Genomic DNA, 22383 nt, shown 5'->3' on the forward strand with positions numbered 1-22383 from the left:
GGATGCTGCTCACGTGGGAGGCGCTGAGAGTTCCGATGATTTGTTTTGAAATCTGCTTACAAAGTTGAGAGGGCATCATGGTTTTTTTGCAACGCGTTGAAAAGCGCAAATCGCTTTTCACTGGAATCCTGTTGGCAGTTTGCAGTTTCTTATGGAGCGGTGCGGCACTCTCGCAAGTCACCGGCGTCAACAAATCATTCAATCCGGTGCAGATACAAGACCGTGCACCGTTCAATGTCAGTCACTTGAGTATAGTGATTGCCAACCAGACGCCGGGTCAAACTCTCACCAATTTCAATCTGACTGACAACCTGCCTGCCGGCGTTACCGTTGCCGCAAATCCGAATATCCGGAATGCCTGCGGCGCGACGCTTTCGGCAACGCCAGGCGCAACGTTGGTTACCGTGGCGGGCGGTCAGGCGCAATTCGGCGATATCTGTACTTTCCAGGTGGACGTGGTGGCAACCACAGCCGGCATTTATACCAATACCATTCCTGCCGGCGCGGCTCTGGCCGATGGCCAGACGGTGCCGCAAGCGGCCAGCGCCTCACTTACCGTGATCCGGCGCGATACTGGTTTACCGCAGGTAAGTTCCAAAGCCTTTTCGCCTAACAGCATCTTGTCAGGCCAAACGTCGACGATGACGATTACGCTCAACAATACCAACATCCTGCCTCTGACCAACACCAACCTGAACGATACTTTCCCTGCCGGGATGACGATTGCCAATACGGCAGCCGCCACAACGACTTGTGGCGGCACATTAAACGCAGCACCCGGAGCGGGGCAGTTTTCATTGACCGGCGGTACTATTCCGGCCGGTGGTACCTGCACCGTCACTATGCCGGTAGTGGGCGATATCGGCGCTGCAACCGGCACCGTCAATCTGTCAAACACCATCAAGGCCGGCGATCTGACTTCTCTCAACGGCCAGGTCACGCCGCCGCTCGCCAATGCCGGCGCCACCACTGGCACGCTGGCAGTGACTGCGCGCCCGGCGGACCGTTTGACAAAATCCTTTTCTGTCGCCAGTGCATACGTCGGCCAAGCCTTTTCCATGACGTGGACCATCTATAACGACACGGGAACTGCATGGACCGGTCTTGGCGTTAGCGACACATTGCCGGCTGGTCTCGCGCTCTACACAAACCCGACTGCATTATCGACAACCTGTACCGGCGGCGCAGTCACTTCGCAGCCAGGCAATATTGTCAGGCTGGCCGGTGGCTCGTTGCCCGCCGGTCAAAGCTGTACCGTTACCGCCAAGGTCGTCGGCACAGCCGCGGGAGCACCGGTCAACACGATTCCCGCCAATACGATGCAAACGACGCAAGGCATAAGCAATCCCTTGCCCGCCAGCGCAACTGTTACGTTGAACCCGACATCGGCGGGACAAAATCCAACGCTGTCGGTAGGGAAAAATTTTACGCAACTCATCACCGAAGCAGCGCTGAATCCGGCAGGAGCGTTACCGGTGGGGCATGCACCCGGTACAGTGACGGGCGGCTTGATCGACATGAGCGTGACGCTCACCAAAGTCATTCCTGCAGGGGGCGTGAATATTGACCTGCAACCCCTGACTTTTGCGGACAACTGGGCCGCTACAGCGCCTAATCTGAGTGTCTTTTCGACCGTCAGCAATAGCTGCGGCGGCACCCTCGTCGCCACACCGGGATCAAAGACCATGACGCTGACCAATGGCGTCGTGCCACAAGCATCGGCCAATTGCGTGGTCAGGTTGCGCTTAAAGGCAGATACGGCGCTTTTGCCGCCAACCCAAGGCACGCCGCAGAGCAACACGGTGAATGCGTGTATCGGCGCCGGTCCATGTTCCGCAGGCAGCCCGAGCGCCATCGCGAATGCGTTGATTGTCGGCAGCCCGCCGCTGTTTCCGGCGAAATCGTTTAATCCAGCCACATTGCCGCTAAACGGCACAACCAAAGCCACCATTACCATTCAGAACCCGGCCTCAACCACACGCTTCAAGCTGAAAGCGGTGGATACCTTGCCCGCCGGGCTGATGTTCGCGACGCCGCTTGGTGCTGCAGTCAGCTGTACTAATAACGGCGTTGTGATCCCAACCTATCAGACTGCCGGGAAAACACTGACATTCCTGGTCTCGCAGCTGAATGGCTTCAATAGTTCTGCAGCGCCCCCGGCATGTACCATCACTTTCAATGTGGTTGCGGATACGTCCAGTGGGCTTGCGGTGCCAGGCGCAACGGCTACCAACAGCATTCTGGCCAATGCCGTGACTGCCACGGATGTTTCCGGCACACCCGATCCAAGCGCTACCAATATCCAGCCAGCCGACGCAAATGTCACGTTTGTCGCCACCGTGCAGGCCCCGCAAGTCTCCAAAGGATTCAATCCGATTGTGGTTTTCCAGGAAAACGGCAATGGCAAGATAGACAGCAATATCCAGGGGACCGGAGTTGGCGAGCTCACCACCTTGACCTTGCAAATCATCAATCCTAATTCCACCGGCGGACCTGGTTTGACCGGCCTGAACATGTCGGATACTTTGCCGGCCGGTTTGGTATTTGCGTTCGTCCCGAATGTGACAAGAAGCAGTTGCGGTGCGCCCACCGTAACAGCGCCGGCAGGAGGCCAAACCATCTCGATCACCAACGCCACGGTGCCGGCGGGGACGAGTTGCGTTGTTACCGTGGATGTTATCGGCAATGCGAAGGGCAACCTGATCAACACGATTCCTGCCAATGCGGTGCAGACAGCGCAAGGCGTAACCAATGCATCGCCCGCGAGTGCGACATTGACAGTGCTGGGTACTACGCCGATCTCGTCACTCTTCAAGGATGTCACCCAAACCGGTAGCTCCACTTCGATACAAGGCGTAGCGATTGTTCCCGGGGAATTGCTGACTTATAACCTGAAACTGTCCAATCCCGGCTACCTGCCACTGACGCTGGCAACCGACGTCAGGCAAGTGTCGGACGTCATCCCTGCCGGAACCACATTCGTCTCGGCCGGCGGGGCGGTGCCGGGTGTTCTCAGTGCCGGCAAGGTCACCTGGGATCTGACGGCTTCGCCGCAGGTGTTGAAGCGTTCCGAGTTCATCACATTGACATTGAATGTCAGAGTCAACACACCTGCGACGGCTTCGATCATCAACGTCGCAACGACGCCAACCCAGTCCAGCTGCGGACCTTATGACGGCGCGTCGTGTACTTTTACGCCGCCTGTGCCGAACTGCCAGATACCGGCTGATCCGCTTAAACCGACGCCGGCAGAATTGGCGAACCCTGCGTTCTGCCATCCGGTGGTCAACCCGATCGCCAAGCCTAGCCTGCAAGTAGTCAAATCCCATAGCGGTAATTTTACCGCCGGCGCAATCGCCAGCTACACGCTCACCGTCAGCAATACCGGCGGTACGCCAACAACCGGCGCAATCCATCTGAGCGATCTGCTGCCGGCAGGCATGAGCCTGGTGGCAGGTTCCATTGCCAGCAGCAGCGGCGCCATCAGTAATATCGTCGTCAATGGCCAGACGCTGGCTTTCGATTTGACGCCGACCACGCCGATAGCCGCGGCCGGCAGCGTGACCGTGACCTACAACGTGAATGTCGCGGCTACCGCAACCGGGACGTTGACAAATTACGCCGGTGTGACGGGTGGTGGCGATCCTGCCGCACCGGTCACCCCGGGTGCGGCTTGTAACGACAGCACGCATTGCAGCAGCGATCCGACTGTAATTAATCCTGTTCCCTTCCTCAAGTTGAGCAAAGTACATAGCGGCAGTTTTGCGGCCGGGTCCACTGGCAACTACACGCTGACTGTCACCAATACAGGTGGCACTTCTACTACCGGCGCACTCAATATCAGCGATCTGCTGCCGACCGGGATTAGCCTGGTTGGCGGTTCCGTCGCCAGCGGCAGCGGCAGTGTCAGTAATGTCGCCATCAACGGCCAGACCGTCACTTTCAACCTGACGCCGACTGCACCGATACCTGCCGCCGGCAGTGTCACCGTGACTTATGCGGTGAATGTGGCAGCTGCCGCTACTGGAACCTTGATCAATTACGCTGCCGTATCTGGCGGCGGCGATCCGACCCCGCCGCTCACGCCCGGCGCATCATGCAGCGACACTAATCATTGCGCCAACGATTCAACTGCAATTACGCCATTGCCGCAACTCAAAATAGTCAAGACCCACACAGGCAACCTGACTAACGGCTCCAGCACCACTTATAACCTTGCGATCAGCAATATCGGTGGCGCACCTACTGCAGGTGCTATCAAGGTTAGCGATCTGTTGCCCGCCGGCGTGACGGTGACTGCCGGCGCAGTCACCAGTAGCAGCGGCGGTGTCAGCAATGTTGCGATCAGTGGGCAGAACATGAGCTTCAGCCTGACGCCAACAACGCCGCTGGCGCCCGGCGCCAGCATTACCGTGAGTTACCTGGCAAACATCGCTGCGACAGCGAAGGGGAACCTGATAAATTACGTCAGCGTCACCGGCGGCGGCGATCCGACCCCGCCAGCGACGCCTGGCGCCTCATGCAGTGACGCCAATCATTGCAGCAACGATGCCGCGGCGATCACTGTCGCGCCAGATCTCAAACTGCAAAAAACGCACAGCGGCAACTTTACCGCGGGCTCTAGCGGCAGCTATACAGTCACTATCGGTAACAACGGCCAGAATCCGACCAGCGGTGCGATCCATGTCGCCGATCTGCTGCCTGCAGGCATGAGTCTGGTGAGCGGTTCTGTCACAAGCAGCGCTGGCAGTATCAGCAATGTCGTCAGCAGCGGGCAGAATGTGACGTTCGATCTCACGCCAGCCACGCCACTTGCCGCTGGCGCCAGCATCGCCGTGACATACAGCGTAAATATCGCTGCAACAGTAAGCGGAACCTTGACCAACTACGCCAGCGTAAGCGGTGGCGGCGATCCTACGGCAGCAATCCCGCCGGGTGCAGCCTGCGCTGATGCAAATCATTGCAGCAACGATCAGACCACGGTTATCTCCGTACCTACGCTGTCGATAGCCAAGGCACATACCGGCAGCTTCACGGCAGGTTCAAGCGCCAGCTACACCCTTGCTGTCAGCAACACCAAGGGTGGGCCAACCAGCAGTGCGATTCATATCAATGATCTGCTGCCAATCGGCATGACACTGATCGCCGGCTCGCTCAGCAGCACCGCCGGCAGCATCAGCAATGTGGCGACCAATGGCCAGAACGTGACCTTCGATTTTACGCCCGCAACACCAATCGTAGCCGGCGCTAGTGTGACACTGACTTATGGCGTCGATGTGGCGCCGACTGCCAGCGGGACGCTGACAAATTACGTAACGGTAGCAGGGGGCGGCGATCCGGCATCGCTATTGATGCCTGGCGCCGCATGTAACGATCCGATTCGTTGCAGCAGCGACGCCACGCAGATCGCCAATGCGACTTTGCTGGTGCTGACCAAAGCCGCCAGCGTGCGAGAAGCGGAACAGGGTGACATGGTGACTTACACCGTCACCGTAACCAATACCGGCACAGCAGCGGTGGTGCAGCCGAATATCATCGACCGGCTGCCACCAGGTTTCCGGTTGATTAACAACAGCACGCATGTAAGCGGTGCGACGCTGGTGCGGCAGGACGGCGCGCCCGGCCCGGTGCTGACTACGGTGCTCGATATCATCAACCCGCACAGCAGCGTGACGCTGACTTATCGCATACGGTTGGGCGTCGGCTCGATGAATGGCGATGGCATCAATCGTGTCACCGCGACTTGTCCGCGCAACAGCAATGTCAATTGCGGCAATGAGGCCAGAGCCAAGGTGCGGGTCACCGGCGGCGTATTCACCAATGATGCCTGTTTCGCCGGCATGATTTTCGTCGACTGTAACGGCAACCAGATCAAGGATAAGGAAGAACTGGGGATTCCCGGCGTGCGTCTGTATGTGGAAGACGGCACGTTCCTGATCAGCGATGTGGAAGGCAAGTACAGTTTTTGCGGCCTGCCGCCCAAGACCCATGTGCTGAAAGTCGACCAGACTACGCTGCCGCGCGGTAGCCGGCTGGTAGTCAGCAGCAACCGCAATGTGGGGGATGCCGGCAGCCTGTTCCTGGACTTGAAAAACGGTGAGTTGCAGCGTGCCGATTTCATTGAAGGTTCCTGCTCCAATCCGGTGCTGGAGCAAGTCAAGGCGCGCCGCGCCCAAGGCGAAATCAGCGCACCTCAGATCGAGAAAAAGCGCGGCCCTGGATTCAAATTCGAAGGCAAGGCGCCGGATTATCCGCAGCAAGGTACCGACAGCGCCAACCAGGTTATCGTCAAGCCACGCATCAAGGATGCCGCGAGCATGCCGCCGGTGCCGGACACCAACAGTGAGCGAGACACACCGCTGCAGGATTTGGAAATGAACCAAGGAGCCAGCCATGCGCAATAAACTGGCGACGGCTGCGGGCCGCAAAACATTCGGCCATGCAGGCCGCAACACCACGCTGGCTCTGACGTTGATGAGTATCTGGCCGGCCTGGGGGCAGGATGCAAGCGGAGCGCGCCATGATTTTGGCCCGCCTGCCGCGCAATTCAATACGGACAGCGGGTTTTATCAAAACGGTTTGACACTGCCGGCGCTGAATGGCGGAAACAGTAATCTGACCACCGGCCCGCAGGTATATCCGGATCAGATTGAAGGCGCTCGCTATGGCCAGAATCGCCAGGTCGGCATGATCCGGGTGGAAGTCGATCAAAACAGTTTGCCGGCGGATGGACAGACGCCGGCGCACCTCGGCATCAGCGTGCTCGATTACAAAGGCCAGCCAGTCAAAGGCGAAACCACCATCACGGTGGAAGCATCCGGTGGCCGTATCCAGCTGCCCGGCGCCGCTACCGACGAGTTCGGCCCGGGCCGCATGGACCGTGACCGGATTACCCCCGGGACCCAGGTCAAGGTGGTGGACGGCAAGGCCGATGTGCTGTTGCTGGCGCCATACCAGCCGCAAGATGTGACGGTGCGGATTACCGCCGGCCGCGCTCAGGCGCAGGGTGTCATCAGTTTTGTGCCGGAGCTGCGCGAGATGCTGGCGGTTGGCCTGGTGGAAGGGATTATTCACTTTGACGGCAAGTCGCCATTCCAGCTCTCCGGCGCACAGCGCGGCGACGGTTTCGAGCAAGAGATCAATAGCTGGGCGCGCAGCAGCGGCGACGGCAAGCGCTACGGCGCGGTACGTTCAGCGTTTTTCCTGAAAGGAAAAATCAAGGGCGACGCACTGCTGACGATGGCCTACGATTCCGACAAGGATACCTCTGCCAGATTGTTCCGCGACGTCCGGCCTGACGCCTATTACCCGGTCTATGGCGATGCCTCGATCAAGGGCTTCGACGCGCAGTCGGTATCCAAGCTGTATGTGCGGATCGACAAGGATAAATCGTATCTGTTGTATGGCGACTTCAACACCGGCGACGGCTTCAGCCAGCAAACCGGCGGCGGCAGCGTGGCCAATCTGCGCAAGCGCGATCTGGGCAACTACAGCCGCAGCATCAACGGCGCCCGTGGCCATTACGATAAAGACGGCATCCTGGTCAACGCCTTTGTCACCAAAGATACACTGGTGCAACTGGTGCAAGAGTTCGCGGCGCAGGGCACCTCGGGACCGTTTGCCGTGTCCAAGGCGAACGCCGTGGTGGGCTCGGAAAAGGTCGAAATCGTTACCCGCGACCGCTACCAGCCGGCAGTGATCCTCACCGTGCAATCGCTGCAGCGTTATTCCGACTATACGTTCGAGCCGTTTTCCGGCCGCATCCTGTTGAACCAGCCGGTGCCCTCGGTGGACGCCAACGGCAATCCCAATTCGGTGCGGATTACCTATGAAGTAGATGCAGGCGGCGAGACCTTCTGGGTCTATGGCCTGGACGGCCAGTTCAAGCTGGGCAAGATGCTGGAAATTGGCGGTAGCTACGTCAAGGACAAGAATCCGTATACCCCTTACACCTTGATGAGCGGTAACGCCACCGTCAAGCTGGGCGAAAATACCGCGATCGTGGCTGAGTACGCACGCAGCAAGAGCGTGCTCGGCAGCGGCGTCGGTTCCAGCCTGCTGGGCAATCCATTCAGCCTGCAACCGACTACCGGCCAGACCGGCGCGGCTGCCGGCGGTCTGTTGCAAGACGTAACCGGCAACGCCTGGCGGGTTGAAGCCTTGCATCAGACGGAAGACTTGCAAGCGCGTGCCTACTACGGTCGCAGCGATCCTTACTTCAACAACCCTTCGTCTTCGCTGGCGCAGGGACGGGAAGAGGGCGCGCTCAAGGTCACCAAGAAAATCGACGAGCGCTGGAGTGCCTATGCCGAAGGTACGCATAGCAAGGACCGGGTGGCCGGCGCCCAGCGCGATGCCGGCGCCGCCGGTGTCAGCTATGCCGTGACGCCTAAGCTGGATGTCGATCTCGCGCTGACCCATACACGCGAGGATGCCGGCAGCTACGTCAACACGCCGCTCGGTTTTGGCAGTGGTTTGCTGGTCAGCCCGCAATCGACTTTCGGTTCCGGTTACAGCGTGCTGAATCCGCAGACCGGTTACGGCCTCAACGGCGGTAATTTCGGATTAGCCGGTGTCAGTTACGATAGCACCGGCTTGCGTTTGCGCGGCACTTACAAAATGACGGAAAAGGTCGATCTCACCGGCGAATATGAAAACGGCATCGCCGGCAACAACTATCATCGTGCCGCGCTGGGCACCGCCTATCATTTCTCCGAAGCGGGCCGCTTGTATGCGAAATACGAATGGCTGACCGGGCTGTCGTCGCCGCAAGCCACCGACGGTGTCTATAACAGCAACGCTTTTGTATTCGGTATCGATAACGAATACATGAAAAACCAGAGCGTGTTTTCAGAATACCGCATGCGCGATGCAATCGACGGCAACCAGCTGCAATGGGCTAACGGTCTGCGCAATGCCTGGAACATCAGCGATACGCTCAAGCTCTCCACCTCGGCCGAATACCTGAACGCCATGCGCGGCCAGACCCAAAGCGCGTACGCACTGACCGGCGGCGTCGAATGGCGGCCTAGCGAGTTGTGGCTGCTGGGTGGCAGGCTGGAGTGGCGGCGCACGCAGGATCTGACCTACACCAAGGTCAATACCGCCAATACGCAAGTGGCGCCGACCACCTCCTTCCTGGCCGGTAACGATACTTATCTGTCGACACTGACAGCGGCACGCAAGATCAGCCGCGACTGGACTTTCCTCGGCCGCAATTATTTCCTCTACACCGACAACCGTGGCCACACCGGCAACCTGTGGGAAGACCGCTTGCAGACCGGTATCGCTTTCCGCGATACCGACACCAATCGCCTGAACGTGCTGACGCGTTACGAATACTGGCTGCAACGTGACAAGAGCGGCTTGAACCAGTACGTGCCACCGAGCACCAACGACGGTATTGGCGGCATCGGCAGCAGCGATCCGAGCGCCAGCCAGGGCTTCGACAAGCACATCATTTCGATGCATGCCGATTATCATCCAAGCCGGCCTTGGTGGCTGGATGGCAGGGCGGCAGCGGAATGGCGGCGCGATTATTTCGGTGGCACCAACAACACCTATCAAGCCTATCTGCTGAGCGGGCGGGTGACTTACGACATCAGCAAGCGCTGGGATATCAGTGCAATGAGCTCGGTGCTGTATAGCCCGCAAGGCAGCGCCAAACAGTATGCGCAAGGCTTCGAAGCGGGTTACCAGCTGCAGGACAATTTGTGGCTGTCTGCCGGCTTCAACTGGCGCGGTTTCAGCGCCACCGACCTGACCGGTTCCGATTACACCAATCGCGGCGTTTATATACGGATTCGCTTCAAATTTGACGAGGATCTTTTCGGCGGCAGTAAATCCTCAGTCAATCCAGCCCTGAGCAGAGATAAATCATGAAGACAATCAAGCAAGCGAGTAGCGCGGATAGCAGTCTGAACCAGAAAGGAAAGACCATGAAGTTGTCGTGCATTCCAATTCCATGCCGTTCTGTCGGGGCTGCTTTGATCATGTTGGCGCTGGGCGCGTGCGCGCAGCCCGGAGTGCCTGCAGCCGGCGAGCTGGCGGCGCAGCAAGACCGCATCAGCGACGCTACGATTCATCGCGACTACGGCGTATACCGCGAGACGCAGCAACGTATCAAGGCACTCAATGACGGCGGCCGGCGGGTTGCGGATTACCAGTTATCCAAGGCGCAATGCTGGCTGGACGTTTCCTTTCATGAATACAGCCGCAATGACCGCGGCGGTTTTCCGCAAGCTGCCTTGAGCGAAAGCCAGCGCATCATCGGCGCGCTCGAAAGCGGCAAGGATGCCGGCTGGGAGACGCCGCTGGTGAACCATGCGGAGAAACTGCGTCCCGACTTGTGGGCGCGTTATGACGCACTGAAGCGATCGCCAGGATTTTCCTGTGCCGCGCAGCAGACCGCGTGTGGCGAAGTGGAGCTGGTCCATGCCGGCAATGAAATCCATGACGCTGGCTGGCGTCATGCCAAACCTTACGTCCAGATTGCCGAAGACCTGACCGGCGGCGCCGAAAAATCGGCCGCAGGCTGCATCCCGCCAGCGCCGGTGAAACCTGTTGTAACGGTGGAAAAAGTCACCTTGTCCGCCGATGCCTTGTTCCACTTCGATAAATCGGGCGTCAAGGATCTGCTGCCGAAGGGACGTGCAGAACTGGATGCGCTGGCGCAGAAGCTGGCTGCCGGCCAGGTCACAGTGCAATCGATGACTGTCACCGGCTACACCGACAGGCTTGGCAGCGCAGCCTACAACCAGCGCTTGAGCCAGGCACGCGCCAACACGGTCAAGCAGTATCTGCAAACGCATGGAGTGACAGCGCCGATTACGGCTGAAGGACGCGGTTTGCAGGATCAGGTCGAAGCCTGTGCCGGCGTCAAGCCGCAGGCAGCATTGATTGCATGCTTGCAGCCGAACCGGCGGGTAGAAGTGTCAATCAAGGGCGTAAAATGAGTCAGGGTACAAAGAGGGTAAAAAGTGGGTAAAAAGCCACTGAATCAAGCCGTTGGCTCGGGAGCATCGCAATGGACTACGTTAATTTGACTGCATTGACCGAAGTCATGCTGCAGAAAGAGAATTGCAACGGTGTCGTGACACTACGCATGAACCGGCCCTTGCAGTTCAACGCCCTGTCCGAGGTGCTGCTAGATGCCTTGCAGCACGAATTGGATGTGATTGCCGGCGATCCCGGCATTCGTTGCGTGGTCCTGGCTGGTGCTGGCAAGGCGTTCTGCGCCGGCCACGATTTGCGCGAAATGCGCAGTCATCCTGATCTCGCCTATTACAAAACCTTGTTTATCCGCTGCAGCCGGTTAATGCAGAGTATCCAGGCGCTCCCTGTGCCGGTGATTGCAAGGGTACATGGCATCGCCACCGCCGCAGGCTGCCAACTGGTTGCCAGCTGTGATTTGGCGATTGCCTCGGACTCCGCGCGGTTTGCCGTCTCCGGCATCAACGTCGGCCTGTTTTGCGCAACGCCTGCGGTCGCTTTGTGCCGCAATATTTCCTCAAAACGCGCCTTCGACATGTTGATCACAGGACGTTTCATCGACGCTGCAACAGCCAAGGATTGGGGCTTGATCAATGACGCAGTTGCAGAAGACCAGCTCGATGCCGCTATAGCAGGCAAAGTGGCTGAAATCATGGCAAAAAGCCCAGCCGCGGTGCGTCACGGTAAATCGATGTTTTACCGGCAGCAGCAGATGAGCGTGAGCGATGCCTACGATTACGCCAGCGACGTCATGGCCCGCAACATGATGGAGCACGATGCGGGCGAGGGGATTGATGCCTTTTTGGGCAAGCGCCAGCCGGTATGGGCGTTTTGACGATAACGCTACCGGGATTTTTCTTCAAAGTCAGCGCCGCATTTTGCCGGAACGACGGCTGAACCGTTGTTCGACAACCGTTGTTCCCCACTGCGATCCTTCCGCTTCGTCTGTCAGATTGAAGCCTGACGATTCGTACAGGTGGCGCGCCGCGTCGAGGCCCTTGAAGGTCCACAAGTACGTCTCGTCGAACCGGTCATCGACAAACTCCATTGCCAGCGACAGCAGGCGACGTCCGACGCCGGATCCGCGCAACGTATCGTCAACGATGAACCAGCGCAGGTGAGCGATGCCGGTGGTTTCGTCGCCATCTATCGCGATCGAACCTAATGTCTTGCCGTTTTCGAGATAAAGCCAGAGCGCCTTGTTTTTGGCAGGCAGGGCCTGGGCGAATTCGGCCAGTTCCGTGGCCACTCTCCTTTCGAAGAAAACGCCGAAGCCGGATGCCTGCGAATAGTAGCGCGCATGCAAGCTTGCAATATCGCCTACGCATCCGGGCTGGTAGCCTTGTACGATCTGCTGATCTGTCGAACCTTCTGGTTGCAGCGCCTTGCCAGCGTTGTTCTGCGTTAACGCATCCGTGTACAGAGCGAGAGATCTAACCAAAGTCTGCTGCTCGGCGGAGGTCAGCTGGCGCAGTGCGTTGGATACCTGGTCCGTTGCAAACCGGTCGATTTTCTCGCGCAGTTTCTGGCCTGCTTCAGTCAGGTAGAGCCGGAAAGAACGTCCGTCATCGTCTGCGCTCGCGCGAGTTATCAGGCCGAGCGCTTCAAGTTTGGCCACCTGCCGGCTGGTGTTCGACTTGTCCAGCCGCAGCACGCTTGCCAGGTTGCGCGCCTGGATGCCAGGAACAAGGCCGATTTCGATGATCGCATGCACCGCCGATGGCGCGAGATTGCTATCTGCCAAAGAGGGCCGCATGAAACCGAGCTCGCGCACCAGTTTTCGTGAGTGCTCGCGTAATTCGAGAATCGTATGTTCTCCGGGTTTGACCGGGAAATTGAAATAGCGCATGGCACCCTCAATAAGGTTGTCAATAAGGTTGCGTAACACAACCAATATACTTGCGAAATGCAACTATATCAAATGCGATTACTTCCGGGTTGTTCTCAGCGACTACGTTTGATGCTTGCGGCAGGTTGCGATAACAATGTTTAGCCAGAGAGCCGCCGCCGCCGAAATTTGCAAGCTACCTGCCATTGCCTATACTGGATTCAACTTATTCTTTAAAAAATTGGGCCTCCGGCTCAATCATGGACAGCGTGAATCGTCGATCTGCGCTTGCCGTCGCTTTGGCGACCGTAGCTGCTTCACCCGTTCTATTGTTGCCTGTTGCAGCCTCCGCGCCGATGAGGGAAAGCAAGTCGCGATTTGTTCTACGCGCCTCGGCAACGCGTAGTGTCATCCCCGCCGACAAGGAGACTCACCATGGCAACTTATATCGTTCTCACTAATTTCACAGACCAGGGAATCCGCACCGTGAAAGACACCACTAAGCGAGCAGCTGCTGTTCGCGAAATGGCAAAGAAGTGTGGCATTGAAATGAAGGATGTTTACTGGACGCTTGGTAGTTACGATTTGGTAGTAACCTTCGAAGCGCCCGACGACGCGACCATTACCGCGTTCGGACTGTCCCTCGGCGCGCAAGGTAACGTCCGGACGCAAACACTGCGTGCATTTTCCACAGATGAGATGAGCGGGATTCTCAGCAAGATGCCGTAAGGGATCGACGGCGCATCTACTCCGGTCACAGGGAGCACCAAGGTATCTCGGGGGCAATCCGCATGGAAATGGAACAAATCCTGAAATCCTGTCGAGGAGACGCAGGCAGGCGCGCCACGATAGGCCTGCAATTGGGGCTTTCTGATGGAGAGGCACATGCGAAAAATATCGGCGTTGTTCGTCGCGAGCATGGTAGCCATCGGCAGCACCCTCCATCCGGCGGCCAGAGGTCTGGGGGCAGGCATCAAAAGCAGCTTATGCCGGTATTGTAAAAGACCAGGTTTACGCTAATATACTGTACATATATACAGTAATTGGTGTCGCAATGTCAGATTATCAAAAAAAACCGTCACCCCAAGTAATCACGCAGGTACTTAAGTTCCAGGCTCCCGACATAGTGCGCAAGGGCCGTGGCGCGACCAACAATATGCAGGGCCGCTACGAAGTTGCGCAGCGTGAGGATTTTGATGATGGCTGGACTACCGAGGACGGGCAGCTTGAGCCGGCAGCGGTGCGGACTATTGTCACCGAAGAGCAGGCAAAGACCATCCTGAGCCGTAATGCTTCACCGGATTTGCCGTTCAATGTGTCCCTGAACCCGTACCGCGGATGCGAGCATGGCTGCATTTATTGCTTCGCCCGGCCATCCCATAGCTACCTCGGCTTGTCGCCCGGGCTGGATTTCGAGAGTCGGATTTTTGCCAAGGTCAATGCGCCTGAAGTATTGCTCCGGGAGTTGGCCAAGCCTTCCTATGTCCCGGAATCGATTGCGCTTGGCATCAACACCGATGCTTATCAACCATGCGAACGCGAATTGAAGCTGACCCGGCGTATCTTGCAAGTGCTGCACGATTGCGAACATCCGCTGGCCTTGATTACCAAATCGTCGCTGATAGAGCGCGATATCGATTTGTTGGCTAGCATGGCGGCCAAACGGCAGGCGGTAGTGGCAGTCACCATCACCACGCTGGATGCCGCCATCGCCCGCACCCTGGAGCCGCGTGCCGCAGCACCGGCGCGGCGCCTGCGCACCATCCGTACGCTGGCCGAGGCGGGTATCCCGGTCAGCGTCAGCATCGCGCCGATGATTCCATTTGTCACCGAACCCGATCTGGAGCGTGTGATGGAGGCGGCGGCCGAAGCGGGTGCGGTGCGCGCCAGTTACATCGTATTGCGCTTGCCGTGGGAGGTGAATCCGTTGTTCCAGAATTGGCTCGATGCGCATTTTCCTGAGCGCGCCAATCGCGTGATGAATCGCATTCGCGAGATGCGCGGCGGCGCCGATTACGACGCCGATTTTGCTACCCGCATGCGCGGCGAGGGCGTGTGGGCGGATCTGTTGCGGCAGCGTTTTGAAAAAGCCTTGATCCGGTTCGGCATGGTGCAGCGCGGGTCGTTTGCGACGCTGGATGCGAGCCGCTTCCGGCGGCCGTATGTGCCACCGGAAAAAGACCGGCTGTCAGGTCAGTTGGGTTTGTTTTAGCAGGAGGTGGTAGGGGCGGCGGAGGTTGTTACGAGGCGGCCTGGCCCTTGAGCAGCACCAGCAAGGCGCCAGAACCACCTTCGGCGGCGGTAGCCTGGCAGAAGGCCAGTACTTCTTCCTTCTGCACCAGCCAGTTGCGGACTTTGGATTTCAGCACCGGTTCCTTGTTGACCGAGCCGAGTCCTTTGCCGTGGATGATGCGGACGCACCGCCAGCCGCGCTTGGCAGCGAGGCGCAGGAATTCGGCCAGGGCTTCGCGTGCTTCTTCGCGCCGCAAGCCGTGCAGGTCGAGCTGTTGCTGGATGGTCCAATGGCCGCGCCGCAGTTTGCGCATGACATCCGGGCCGATGCCGTTGCGGGCAAAGCTGAGTGATTCGTCGCAGTGCAGCAGGGTTTCGATGGTGAAATCGTCTGACAGCGATTCTTGCAGCGCCGCTTGTTCGTCCGCCAGATGCTGGCGTGCGATCGGTAGCGGGCGTGGCACGCCAGGAGTGAATTTGGGCGGTACGGTTAATGGCTTGACGTTGCCGATGCTGCTGCGAAAGATATCGGCGTCGCGCAGTGCTTCCTGTTCGCGGCGCTGGCGCTCGGCGGCAGCGGCCTGACGTGCTTCGTCCTGCGCTTTGAGTTCCTTGCGCATTGACTTGAGGGCGTTGAAGTCCTTGATCGGACCGGCCATGATGTGTGGTTCCACGAGTTTGTAGGGTGGGCAGCGTGGGCACGCCTTTGTGCCCACGCGTCAACTTTAATCCTCCAGGAAGCGCTGCGCATCCAGCGCCGCCATACAGCCGGTGCCGGCGCTGGTGATGGCTTGGCGATAGATATGATCCTGGACGTCGCCGGCGGCAAACACACCTGGCACGCTGGTGGCGGTAGCCATGCCTTCGAGACCGGTTTTGGTCTTGATATAACCATTGTGCATTACCAGCTGGCCGTCGAAAATCCCGGTGTTCGGCTTGTGGCCGATGGCGATGAACACGCCGTGCAGTTTGATCGGCGTAATGCTGCCGTCGGCGGTCGATTTAATGTTGATGCCAGTGACGCCGCTGGTGTCGCCGGTGACTTCGTCCAGCGTGTGGTTGTACTTGATGACGATCTTGCCCTCGGCCACTTTGGCATTGAGGCGGTCGACCAGGATCGGCTCGGCGCGGAACTTGTCGCGGCGATGGATCAGGGTGACCTTGCTGGCGATGTTGGACAGGTACAGCGCTTCTTCGACCGCGGTATTGCCGCCGCCGACCACGGCGACTTCCTGGCCGCGGTAGAAGAAGCCGTCGCAGGTGGCGCAGGCGGACACGCCTTTGCCCATGAAGGCTTCCTCCGACGGCAAGCCGAGGTATTGTGCCGAGGCGCCGGTGGCGATGATCAGGGCGTCGCAGGTGTATTCACCGGAGTCGCCGATCAGGCGAAATGGTTTTTCCGATAACTTGGTGGTGTGGATATGATCGAAAATGATTTCTGTCTTGAATTCTTCTGCGTGTTTGAGCAGGCGTTGCATGAGTTCCGGACCTTGCACGCCGTGCGGATCGCCGGGCCAGTTCTCGACGTCGGTAGTGGTCATCAGCTGCCCGCCCTGTTCGACGCCGGTAATCAGCACCGGGTTCAGGTTGGCGCGGGCGGCGTAGACAGCGGCGCTGTAGCCGGCAGGTCCGGAGCCGAGAATCAAGACATGGGCGTGTTTGGCGGGTTTGGTAGTGGTCATGTGTGCCCTCAGGTAACAGATATCAGGTAACTGATCATGACGGTGGATTTATCGCGGGTAGCGGATAAATATTGTCAAGATCATCAAATTGGGTGCAAAAACTCGGTAAGATTATAGTCTACACGTGTGCGGTGCATCAAAATTCCATGCCCGCCGACGCTGCTCTTTTGTCTATGTTTCAATTGGAAACATCAAACACTGGTTATATATATAGGTATTGGGTGCATAATTTCAACTTACGGTTACATGCTGAGCAGCAATCTGTAACCATAGGGCAGTAATTGTCGAGCAGTAACTGTCGAGCAGTAACTATCGAGATACAACAACGTAGCAACACTCACCGGATTTATGACTAGAACAAGCCAAGCCTATACCCGCAACACCAAACCGCAGGAAGCGCAGCCGCTGCCGAGCCGTCTGGTCCGGCTTTTGTATGAAGCGCGCTGGATCGCCTATGCAGTCATTACGGCCTATCTGATTATCATTTTAGCCAGTTACTCGAAATCCGATCCGGGCTGGTCGCACGCCAGTGTGGTGCCGCATCTGCACAATTGGGGCGGCCGTATCGGCGCATGGCTGTCCGATCTGATGTTGTTCGTGTTCGGCGCTTCCGCATGGTGGTGGTGCGCGCTGCTGTTGCGCACCTTGTGGCAAGGCTACAAGCGCATTTCACAGCGTTTCCTGGTGGATAAAGCGGCCGAGCCGGAACATCATCAGGAAGGCTTGATCCGCGGCGCCGGTTTCGTCTTGATCCTGATCGGCAGCATGGGTATCGAATACACCCGCATGTCGACGCTGCACATGCAGCTGCCGCGTGCGCCAGGCGGCGTCCTGGGCCAATTGATCGGCAGCGGTGCGCAAACTGCGCTGGGCTTTACCGGCTCTACGTTATTCTTGCTTTTGCTGATTGCACTGGGCATCAGCCTGTTTTTCCATGTCTCATGGCTGACGGTGGCTGAACGCATCGGCGCCGGCATTGAAAATGGCGCGCTGTGGCTGAAGGATTTCTATGTGGCCCGCGAAGACCGCAAGGTAGGGCAGGTTGCTGCCGTCAAGCGCGAAGAGGTGGTGGTTCAGGAACGCGCCAAGATCGTTGTAGCGCCGCCGATCAGGATAGAGCCGCAAATCGTCGCGGTACCAAAATCGGAACGGGTCGAGAAGGAAAAACAAAGCGCCTTGTTCACGGATCTGCCGGACACCAATCTGCCGCCGCTGTCGCTGCTGGATGAAGCGCCGCCGCAGCAGCAGACCGTCAGTGTCGAAACGCTGGAATTCACCAGCCGCCTGATCGAGAAAAAACTTTCCGATTTCGGCGTGCAGGTCAAAGTTGTGGCCGCTTATCCGGGGCCGGTGATTACCCGCTACGAAATCGAACCGGCAACCGGTGTCAAGGGCAGCCAGATTGTCGGCCTGGCGCGCGATTTGGCGCGCTCGCTGTCGCTGACTTCGATCCGTGTGGTCGAAGTGATTCCCGGCAAAATGTTCATGGGCTTGGAGTTGCCTAATCCTAAACGTCAAATCGTGCGCCTGACCGAGATTCTCGGTTCCAAGGTATATAACGATGGCGTCTCCAGCCTCACCATCGCGCTCGGCAAGGATATCGCCGGCCATCCGGTGGTGGCGGATCTGGCCAAGATGCCGCACTTGCTGGTGGCCGGTACTACCGGTTCGGGTAAATCGGTGGGTATCAACGCCACCATCCTGTCCTTGCTCTACAAATCTGATCCGAACCAGGTGCGCCTGATCCTGATCGATCCGAAGATGCTTGAGTTGTCGATCTACGAGGGCATTCCGCATCTGCTGGCGCCGGTGGTGACCGACATGCGCCAGGCCGGCCATGCACTGAACTGGGCGGTCAACGAGATGGAGCGCCGCTACAAGCTGATGTCGAAGATGGGTGTGCGTAACCTGACCGGTTACAACCAGAAGATCACCGAAGCCGACAAGCGTGAAGAGAAAATTCCGAACCCGTTCAGCCTGACGCCGGACGCGCCGGAACCTCTGGAAAAATTACCGACCATCGTCGTCATCATCGACGAGCTGGCCGACCTGATGATGGTAGTCGGCAAGAAGGTGGAAGAACTGATCGCGCGTATCGCCCAAAAAGCGCGCGCTGCCGGCATCCACTTGATTCTGGCGACGCAGCGCCCATCTGTAGACGTGATCACCGGCCTGATCAAGGCCAACGTGCCGACCCGGATCGCGTTCCAGGTCAGCAGCAAGATCGATTCGCGCACGATTCTCGACCAGATGGGGGCGGAAGCGCTGCTCGGCATGGGCGACATGCTGTACATGCCGCCGGGCACCGGCTTGCCGATCCGGGTGCATGGTGCGTTCGTCTCGGATGAGGAAGTGCATCGGGTAGTTGATTATCTGAAGGAACAAGGCGAGCCGAATTACATCGAAGGGATACTCGAAGGCGGCGTGCTGGAAGATGGCGGCGACGGTGCGATCGGCGGTGCAGCTGCCGGCGGCACCGAAGGCGACGAGCTGTATGACCAGGCGGTGGCGGTGGTGCTGAAGAACCGGCGCGCCTCGATTTCGCTGGTACAGCGTCATCTGCGCATCGGCTACAACCGCGCGGCGCGCTTGCTGGAACAAATGGAAACAAGCGGGCTGGTCTCGACCATGCAATCCAACGGCAACCGGGAAATACTGGTGCCGGCAGGAAATAACAACAGCAGCAATACGGAGTAATACGGAGCAAAAACATGCAAAAGAAAATTACCGCCAGCATCATCGGCAGCACCAAAAGCAATATGTTTGCGAGATTCAAATCGGGGCGTTTGATTGTCGGCCTGTCTTTGACCATGGCCTTGCTGCCGTCGCTGGCCGGCGCCAGCGCGCTGGAACAGTTCAAATCCTTCGTCAGCAGCACGCAATCGGCCAAGGGCGAGTTCTCCCAGCAACTGGTGAAAATCGACGCCGGCAAGGCACCGAAGGTCACTAGCACTTCCAGCGGCATTTTTATTTTTGCCCGGCCGGGCAAGTTCATCTGGACTTACCAGAAGCCGTACGAACAGATTTTGCAGGCCGACGGCGACAAGCTGTATATCTACGACAAGGATCTGAACCAGGTCACCACCAAGAGCCTGGGCAATGCGCTAGGTTCGTCGCCGGCGGCGATTCTGTTCGGCAGTAACGACCTGGAGAAGAATTTCGTGCTGAAAGAAGGCCAGGCCAAGGATGGCATGGAGTGGCTGGAAGCGACGCCTAAAGCCAAAGACACCACTTTCGATCATATCGGCATCGGCTTGAAGGATGGATTGCCGCAGGCGATGGAATTGCGCGATTCATTTGGCCAGGTATCGTTACTGACATTCAAGAACTTCGTCAAGAATCCGTCGTTGTCTGCCGGGCAGTTCAAGTTCGTGGTGCCTAAGGGCGCGGACGTTTTGAATCAATAAGTAACGTGGGCAAGCATTTGTGCCCACGTTACGCCAGCTTCAGGAATTCCAGCTTATTGGCGACTTCGCGCCAGGTTTCATGGTCGGGCAACGGCGCTTGTGAGCGAGTGATCGGTTTCCAGTCAGGATGAGCGGCCAGGCGGGCGTTGATTTCGATGAAATGGCGTTGCTCGTCGGGCAGGTCGATTTCGTTATAGATCGCGCCTACAGGACATTCAGGCACGCACATCGAACAGTCAATGCAATTGTCCGGAACGATCACCAGGAAATTCGGCCCTTGTCGAAAACAATCCATAGGGCAGACATCGACGCAGTCGGTGTATTTGCAATGGATGCAGGAATCGGTGACGACAAAGGGCATGGTTTGGCGGAGAGTGGTTTCTGGGCAAAATCGACAGCGATTCTCTCATAATCGCCATTTTTGCGCCGAGCAGCCAGAACTAACCGGGGTCAGCGTGAACTTTCGGTATGTTTTACCGCCGAAACTTCACTCTGACCCTAATGCCGTTAAGTTAAGCCGCGAACGGTATTCTTTAGATGGACCAATGCGGTCACTGCGTCATCCCCGCGAACGCGGGGATCCATGTTGCAGAGTATGGTGGTTAAAATGGATTCCCGCGTTCGCGGGAATGACGTGCCAAGCGCTATAACCGGTAACCTTAACATAACCGGTAACCTTAACTTAACGGCATTAAACTCTGACCCCAGATCACTATGTCGTCGATTCGCATCTGCATATCGTTACTTATGCTTTATCGTTTTTCATTTTCCAAACAAAGAACATTTTTCACCGAATCATCCCTATGTCCGATCTCTTCAAAGTAGAACCCACTCCACCATTGGCCGAAGCCCTGCGTCCGGCGACGCTGGACGAGGTGATCGGGCAGAGCCATTTGCTGGGTGCAGGCAAGCCGCTGCGGCTGGCGTTTGAATCGGGCAAGCCGCATTCCATGATCTTGTGGGGGCCGCCTGGTGTCGGCAAGACCACGCTGGCGCGTTTGACCGCAAATGCTTTCGACTGCGAATTCATCCCGTTGTCGGCAGTGTTTTCAGGTGTCAAGGATATCCGTGCGGCGATGGAGCAGGCGCAGCAATATCTGGCGCAGGGTAAACATACGATCTTGTTCGTCGATGAAATTCATCGCTTCAACAAATCGCAGCAAGATGCCTTGCTGCCCTATGCAGAATCGGGCCTGGTGACCTTCATTGGCGCCACCACCGAAAATCCTTCATTTGAAGTCAACTCCGCTTTGCTATCGCGGGCGCAAGTGTATGTGCTGCAGGCGTTGAGCGAGGATGAGTTGAAACAGTTGCTGGCGCGCGCGCAGGAACGGGTATTGTCACATCTGCAGTTTGACGATGCCGCCGTCGATACCCTGATCGGCTATGCCGACGGCGACGCGCGCAGGTTGCTCAATTTGCTGGAGCAGAGCGGCAGCGCTATCAAGGCTTCGGGTGTGACGCAAGTTACCGCAGAGTTCCTGCAAAATGCACTGACTTTGAATGCGCGCCGCTTCGACAAGGGCGGTGACAATTTTTACGATCAGATCTCGGCGTTGCACAAATCGGTGCGCGGTTCCAGCCCTGATGGCGCGCTGTACTGGTTGTGCCGCATGCTGGATGGCGGCGCCGATCCCAAATACCTGTCGCGCCGGATTATCCGCATGGCCTGGGAAGATATCGGCCTGGCCGATCCGCGCGCGATGCAGATTGCGACCGATGCCGCAGCGACCTACGAGCGATTGGGTTCGCCTGAAGGTGAGCTGGCGTTGGGGCAGGCGGTAATTTATCTGGCGATAGCAGCCAAAAGCAATGCCGGTTACAACGCCTTCAATCAAGCCATGGCGTTTGTCCGGAATGACAAGTCGAGAGAGGTGCCGGTGCACCTGAGAAATGCGCCGACCAAGCTGATGAAGGAGCTCGGCTACGGTCACGAGTATCGCTATGCGCACAACGAGCCGCACGCCTATGCGGCGGGCGAAACCTATCTGCCCGATGGCATCGGCGATCCCGGCTGGTATCAGCCGGTGCCGCGCGGGGTGGAATCCAAGATCGCCGAGAAAATGCAATTCTTGCGAAGTCTCGACGAAGACGCAAATAGTGGCAAGTAATCACTAAATGCGATGTCACAGGTAACCGTGTAACCTCAGAGGTTCTAAGGTAATCTGAAAAAGATCCTTGACTCAAATTTTAGTGTGACTATAATTTCCGACGCCTGACAAGCGAAATCGCAGCGGTAATG

General features: G+C 57.8%; 13 protein-coding genes. 9 read left to right on the plus strand and 4 right to left on the minus strand.

All coding sequences use genetic code 11. The features are described from left to right. Positions 1-77: 77 nt before the first annotated feature. The 4 genes from KHU29_RS00595 to KHU29_RS00610 all read left to right on the plus strand — a co-directional run bounded on the left by KHU29_RS00595 (position 78) and on the right by KHU29_RS00610 (position 11827). The gene (locus tag KHU29_RS00595) at positions 78-6404 is read left to right on the plus strand and encodes a DUF7933 domain-containing protein (protein ID WP_211450767.1); all 6327 of its coding nucleotides are present in this window, start codon (positions 78-80) and stop codon (positions 6402-6404) included. After that, positions 6394-9882, plus strand: a complete 3489-nt coding sequence (locus tag KHU29_RS00600) for a hypothetical protein (protein ID WP_211450768.1) — start codon at positions 6394-6396, stop codon at positions 9880-9882. The genes KHU29_RS00595 and KHU29_RS00600 overlap by 11 nt, the downstream gene beginning before the upstream one ends. Then, positions 9879-10955 carry an OmpA family protein gene (locus KHU29_RS00605; RefSeq protein ID WP_211450769.1) on the plus strand — a complete coding sequence of 359 codons (1077 nt, stop codon included), beginning with the start codon at positions 9879-9881 and terminating at the stop codon, positions 10953-10955. The genes KHU29_RS00600 and KHU29_RS00605 overlap by 4 nt, the downstream gene beginning before the upstream one ends. Positions 10956-11026: 71 nt before the next feature. Further along, complete coding sequence (locus KHU29_RS00610) at positions 11027-11827, plus strand: enoyl-CoA hydratase (RefSeq protein ID WP_211450770.1); 801 nt, start codon at positions 11027-11029, stop codon at positions 11825-11827. Positions 11828-11857: 30 nt separating this feature from the next. Here KHU29_RS00610 and KHU29_RS00615 read toward each other — a convergent pair whose 3' ends face one another. Beyond that, a complete protein-coding gene (locus KHU29_RS00615; RefSeq protein WP_211450771.1) occupies positions 11858-12841 on the minus strand; it encodes a bifunctional helix-turn-helix transcriptional regulator/GNAT family N-acetyltransferase in 984 nt (327 codons plus the stop codon). Between the two features lie 414 nt (positions 12842-13255). Here KHU29_RS00615 and KHU29_RS00620 point away from each other — a divergent pair, with 414 nt between their 5' ends. Next, positions 13256-13549 carry a GYD domain-containing protein gene (locus KHU29_RS00620; protein ID WP_211450772.1) on the plus strand — a complete coding sequence of 98 codons (294 nt, stop codon included), beginning with the start codon at positions 13256-13258 and terminating at the stop codon, positions 13547-13549. Positions 13550-13874: 325 nt separating this feature from the next. Continuing rightward, positions 13875-15032, plus strand: coding sequence for a PA0069 family radical SAM protein (locus KHU29_RS00625; protein WP_211450773.1), 1158 nt, complete (start codon positions 13875-13877; stop codon positions 15030-15032). A 28-nt stretch (positions 15033-15060) separates the two neighbouring features. Here KHU29_RS00625 and KHU29_RS00630 read toward each other — a convergent pair whose 3' ends face one another. Both KHU29_RS00630 and trxB read right to left on the minus strand, forming a co-directional pair. Then, the gene (locus KHU29_RS00630) at positions 15061-15711 is read right to left on the minus strand and encodes a Smr/MutS family protein (protein ID WP_211450774.1); all 651 of its coding nucleotides are present in this window, start codon (positions 15709-15711) and stop codon (positions 15061-15063) included. A 66-nt stretch (positions 15712-15777) separates the two neighbouring features. Continuing rightward, positions 15778-16734: a thioredoxin-disulfide reductase gene (trxB, locus tag KHU29_RS00635; protein ID WP_211450775.1), complete on the minus strand. Its 957-nt coding sequence runs from the start codon at positions 16732-16734 to the stop codon at positions 15778-15780. 348 nt (positions 16735-17082) lie between these two features. Between trxB and KHU29_RS00640 the strand changes: the two genes are divergently transcribed. Both KHU29_RS00640 and lolA read left to right on the plus strand, forming a co-directional pair. Then, on the plus strand, positions 17083-19431 hold the full coding sequence (locus KHU29_RS00640; RefSeq protein WP_211450776.1) for a DNA translocase FtsK: 2349 nt from the start codon (positions 17083-17085) through the stop codon (positions 19429-19431). A gap of 62 nt (positions 19432-19493) precedes the next feature. Further along, the gene (lolA, locus tag KHU29_RS00645; RefSeq protein WP_211451116.1) at positions 19494-20141 is read left to right on the plus strand and encodes an outer membrane lipoprotein chaperone LolA; all 648 of its coding nucleotides are present in this window, start codon (positions 19494-19496) and stop codon (positions 20139-20141) included. A gap of 28 nt (positions 20142-20169) precedes the next feature. On the opposite strand, the gene fdxA is transcribed toward lolA, so the two are convergent. Continuing rightward, positions 20170-20502 carry a ferredoxin FdxA gene (fdxA, locus tag KHU29_RS00650; protein ID WP_211450777.1) on the minus strand — a complete coding sequence of 111 codons (333 nt, stop codon included), beginning with the start codon at positions 20500-20502 and terminating at the stop codon, positions 20170-20172. Positions 20503-20944: 442 nt separating this feature from the next. Between fdxA and KHU29_RS00655 the strand changes: the two genes are divergently transcribed. Then, complete coding sequence (locus KHU29_RS00655) at positions 20945-22252, plus strand: replication-associated recombination protein A (RefSeq protein ID WP_211450778.1); 1308 nt, start codon at positions 20945-20947, stop codon at positions 22250-22252. Positions 22253-22383: the final 131 nt, after the last annotated feature.

The sequence above is a fragment of the Collimonas antrihumi genome (genome assembly GCF_018304965.1).
Classification (GTDB): Bacteria; Pseudomonadota; Gammaproteobacteria; order Burkholderiales; family Burkholderiaceae_D; genus Collimonas; species Collimonas antrihumi.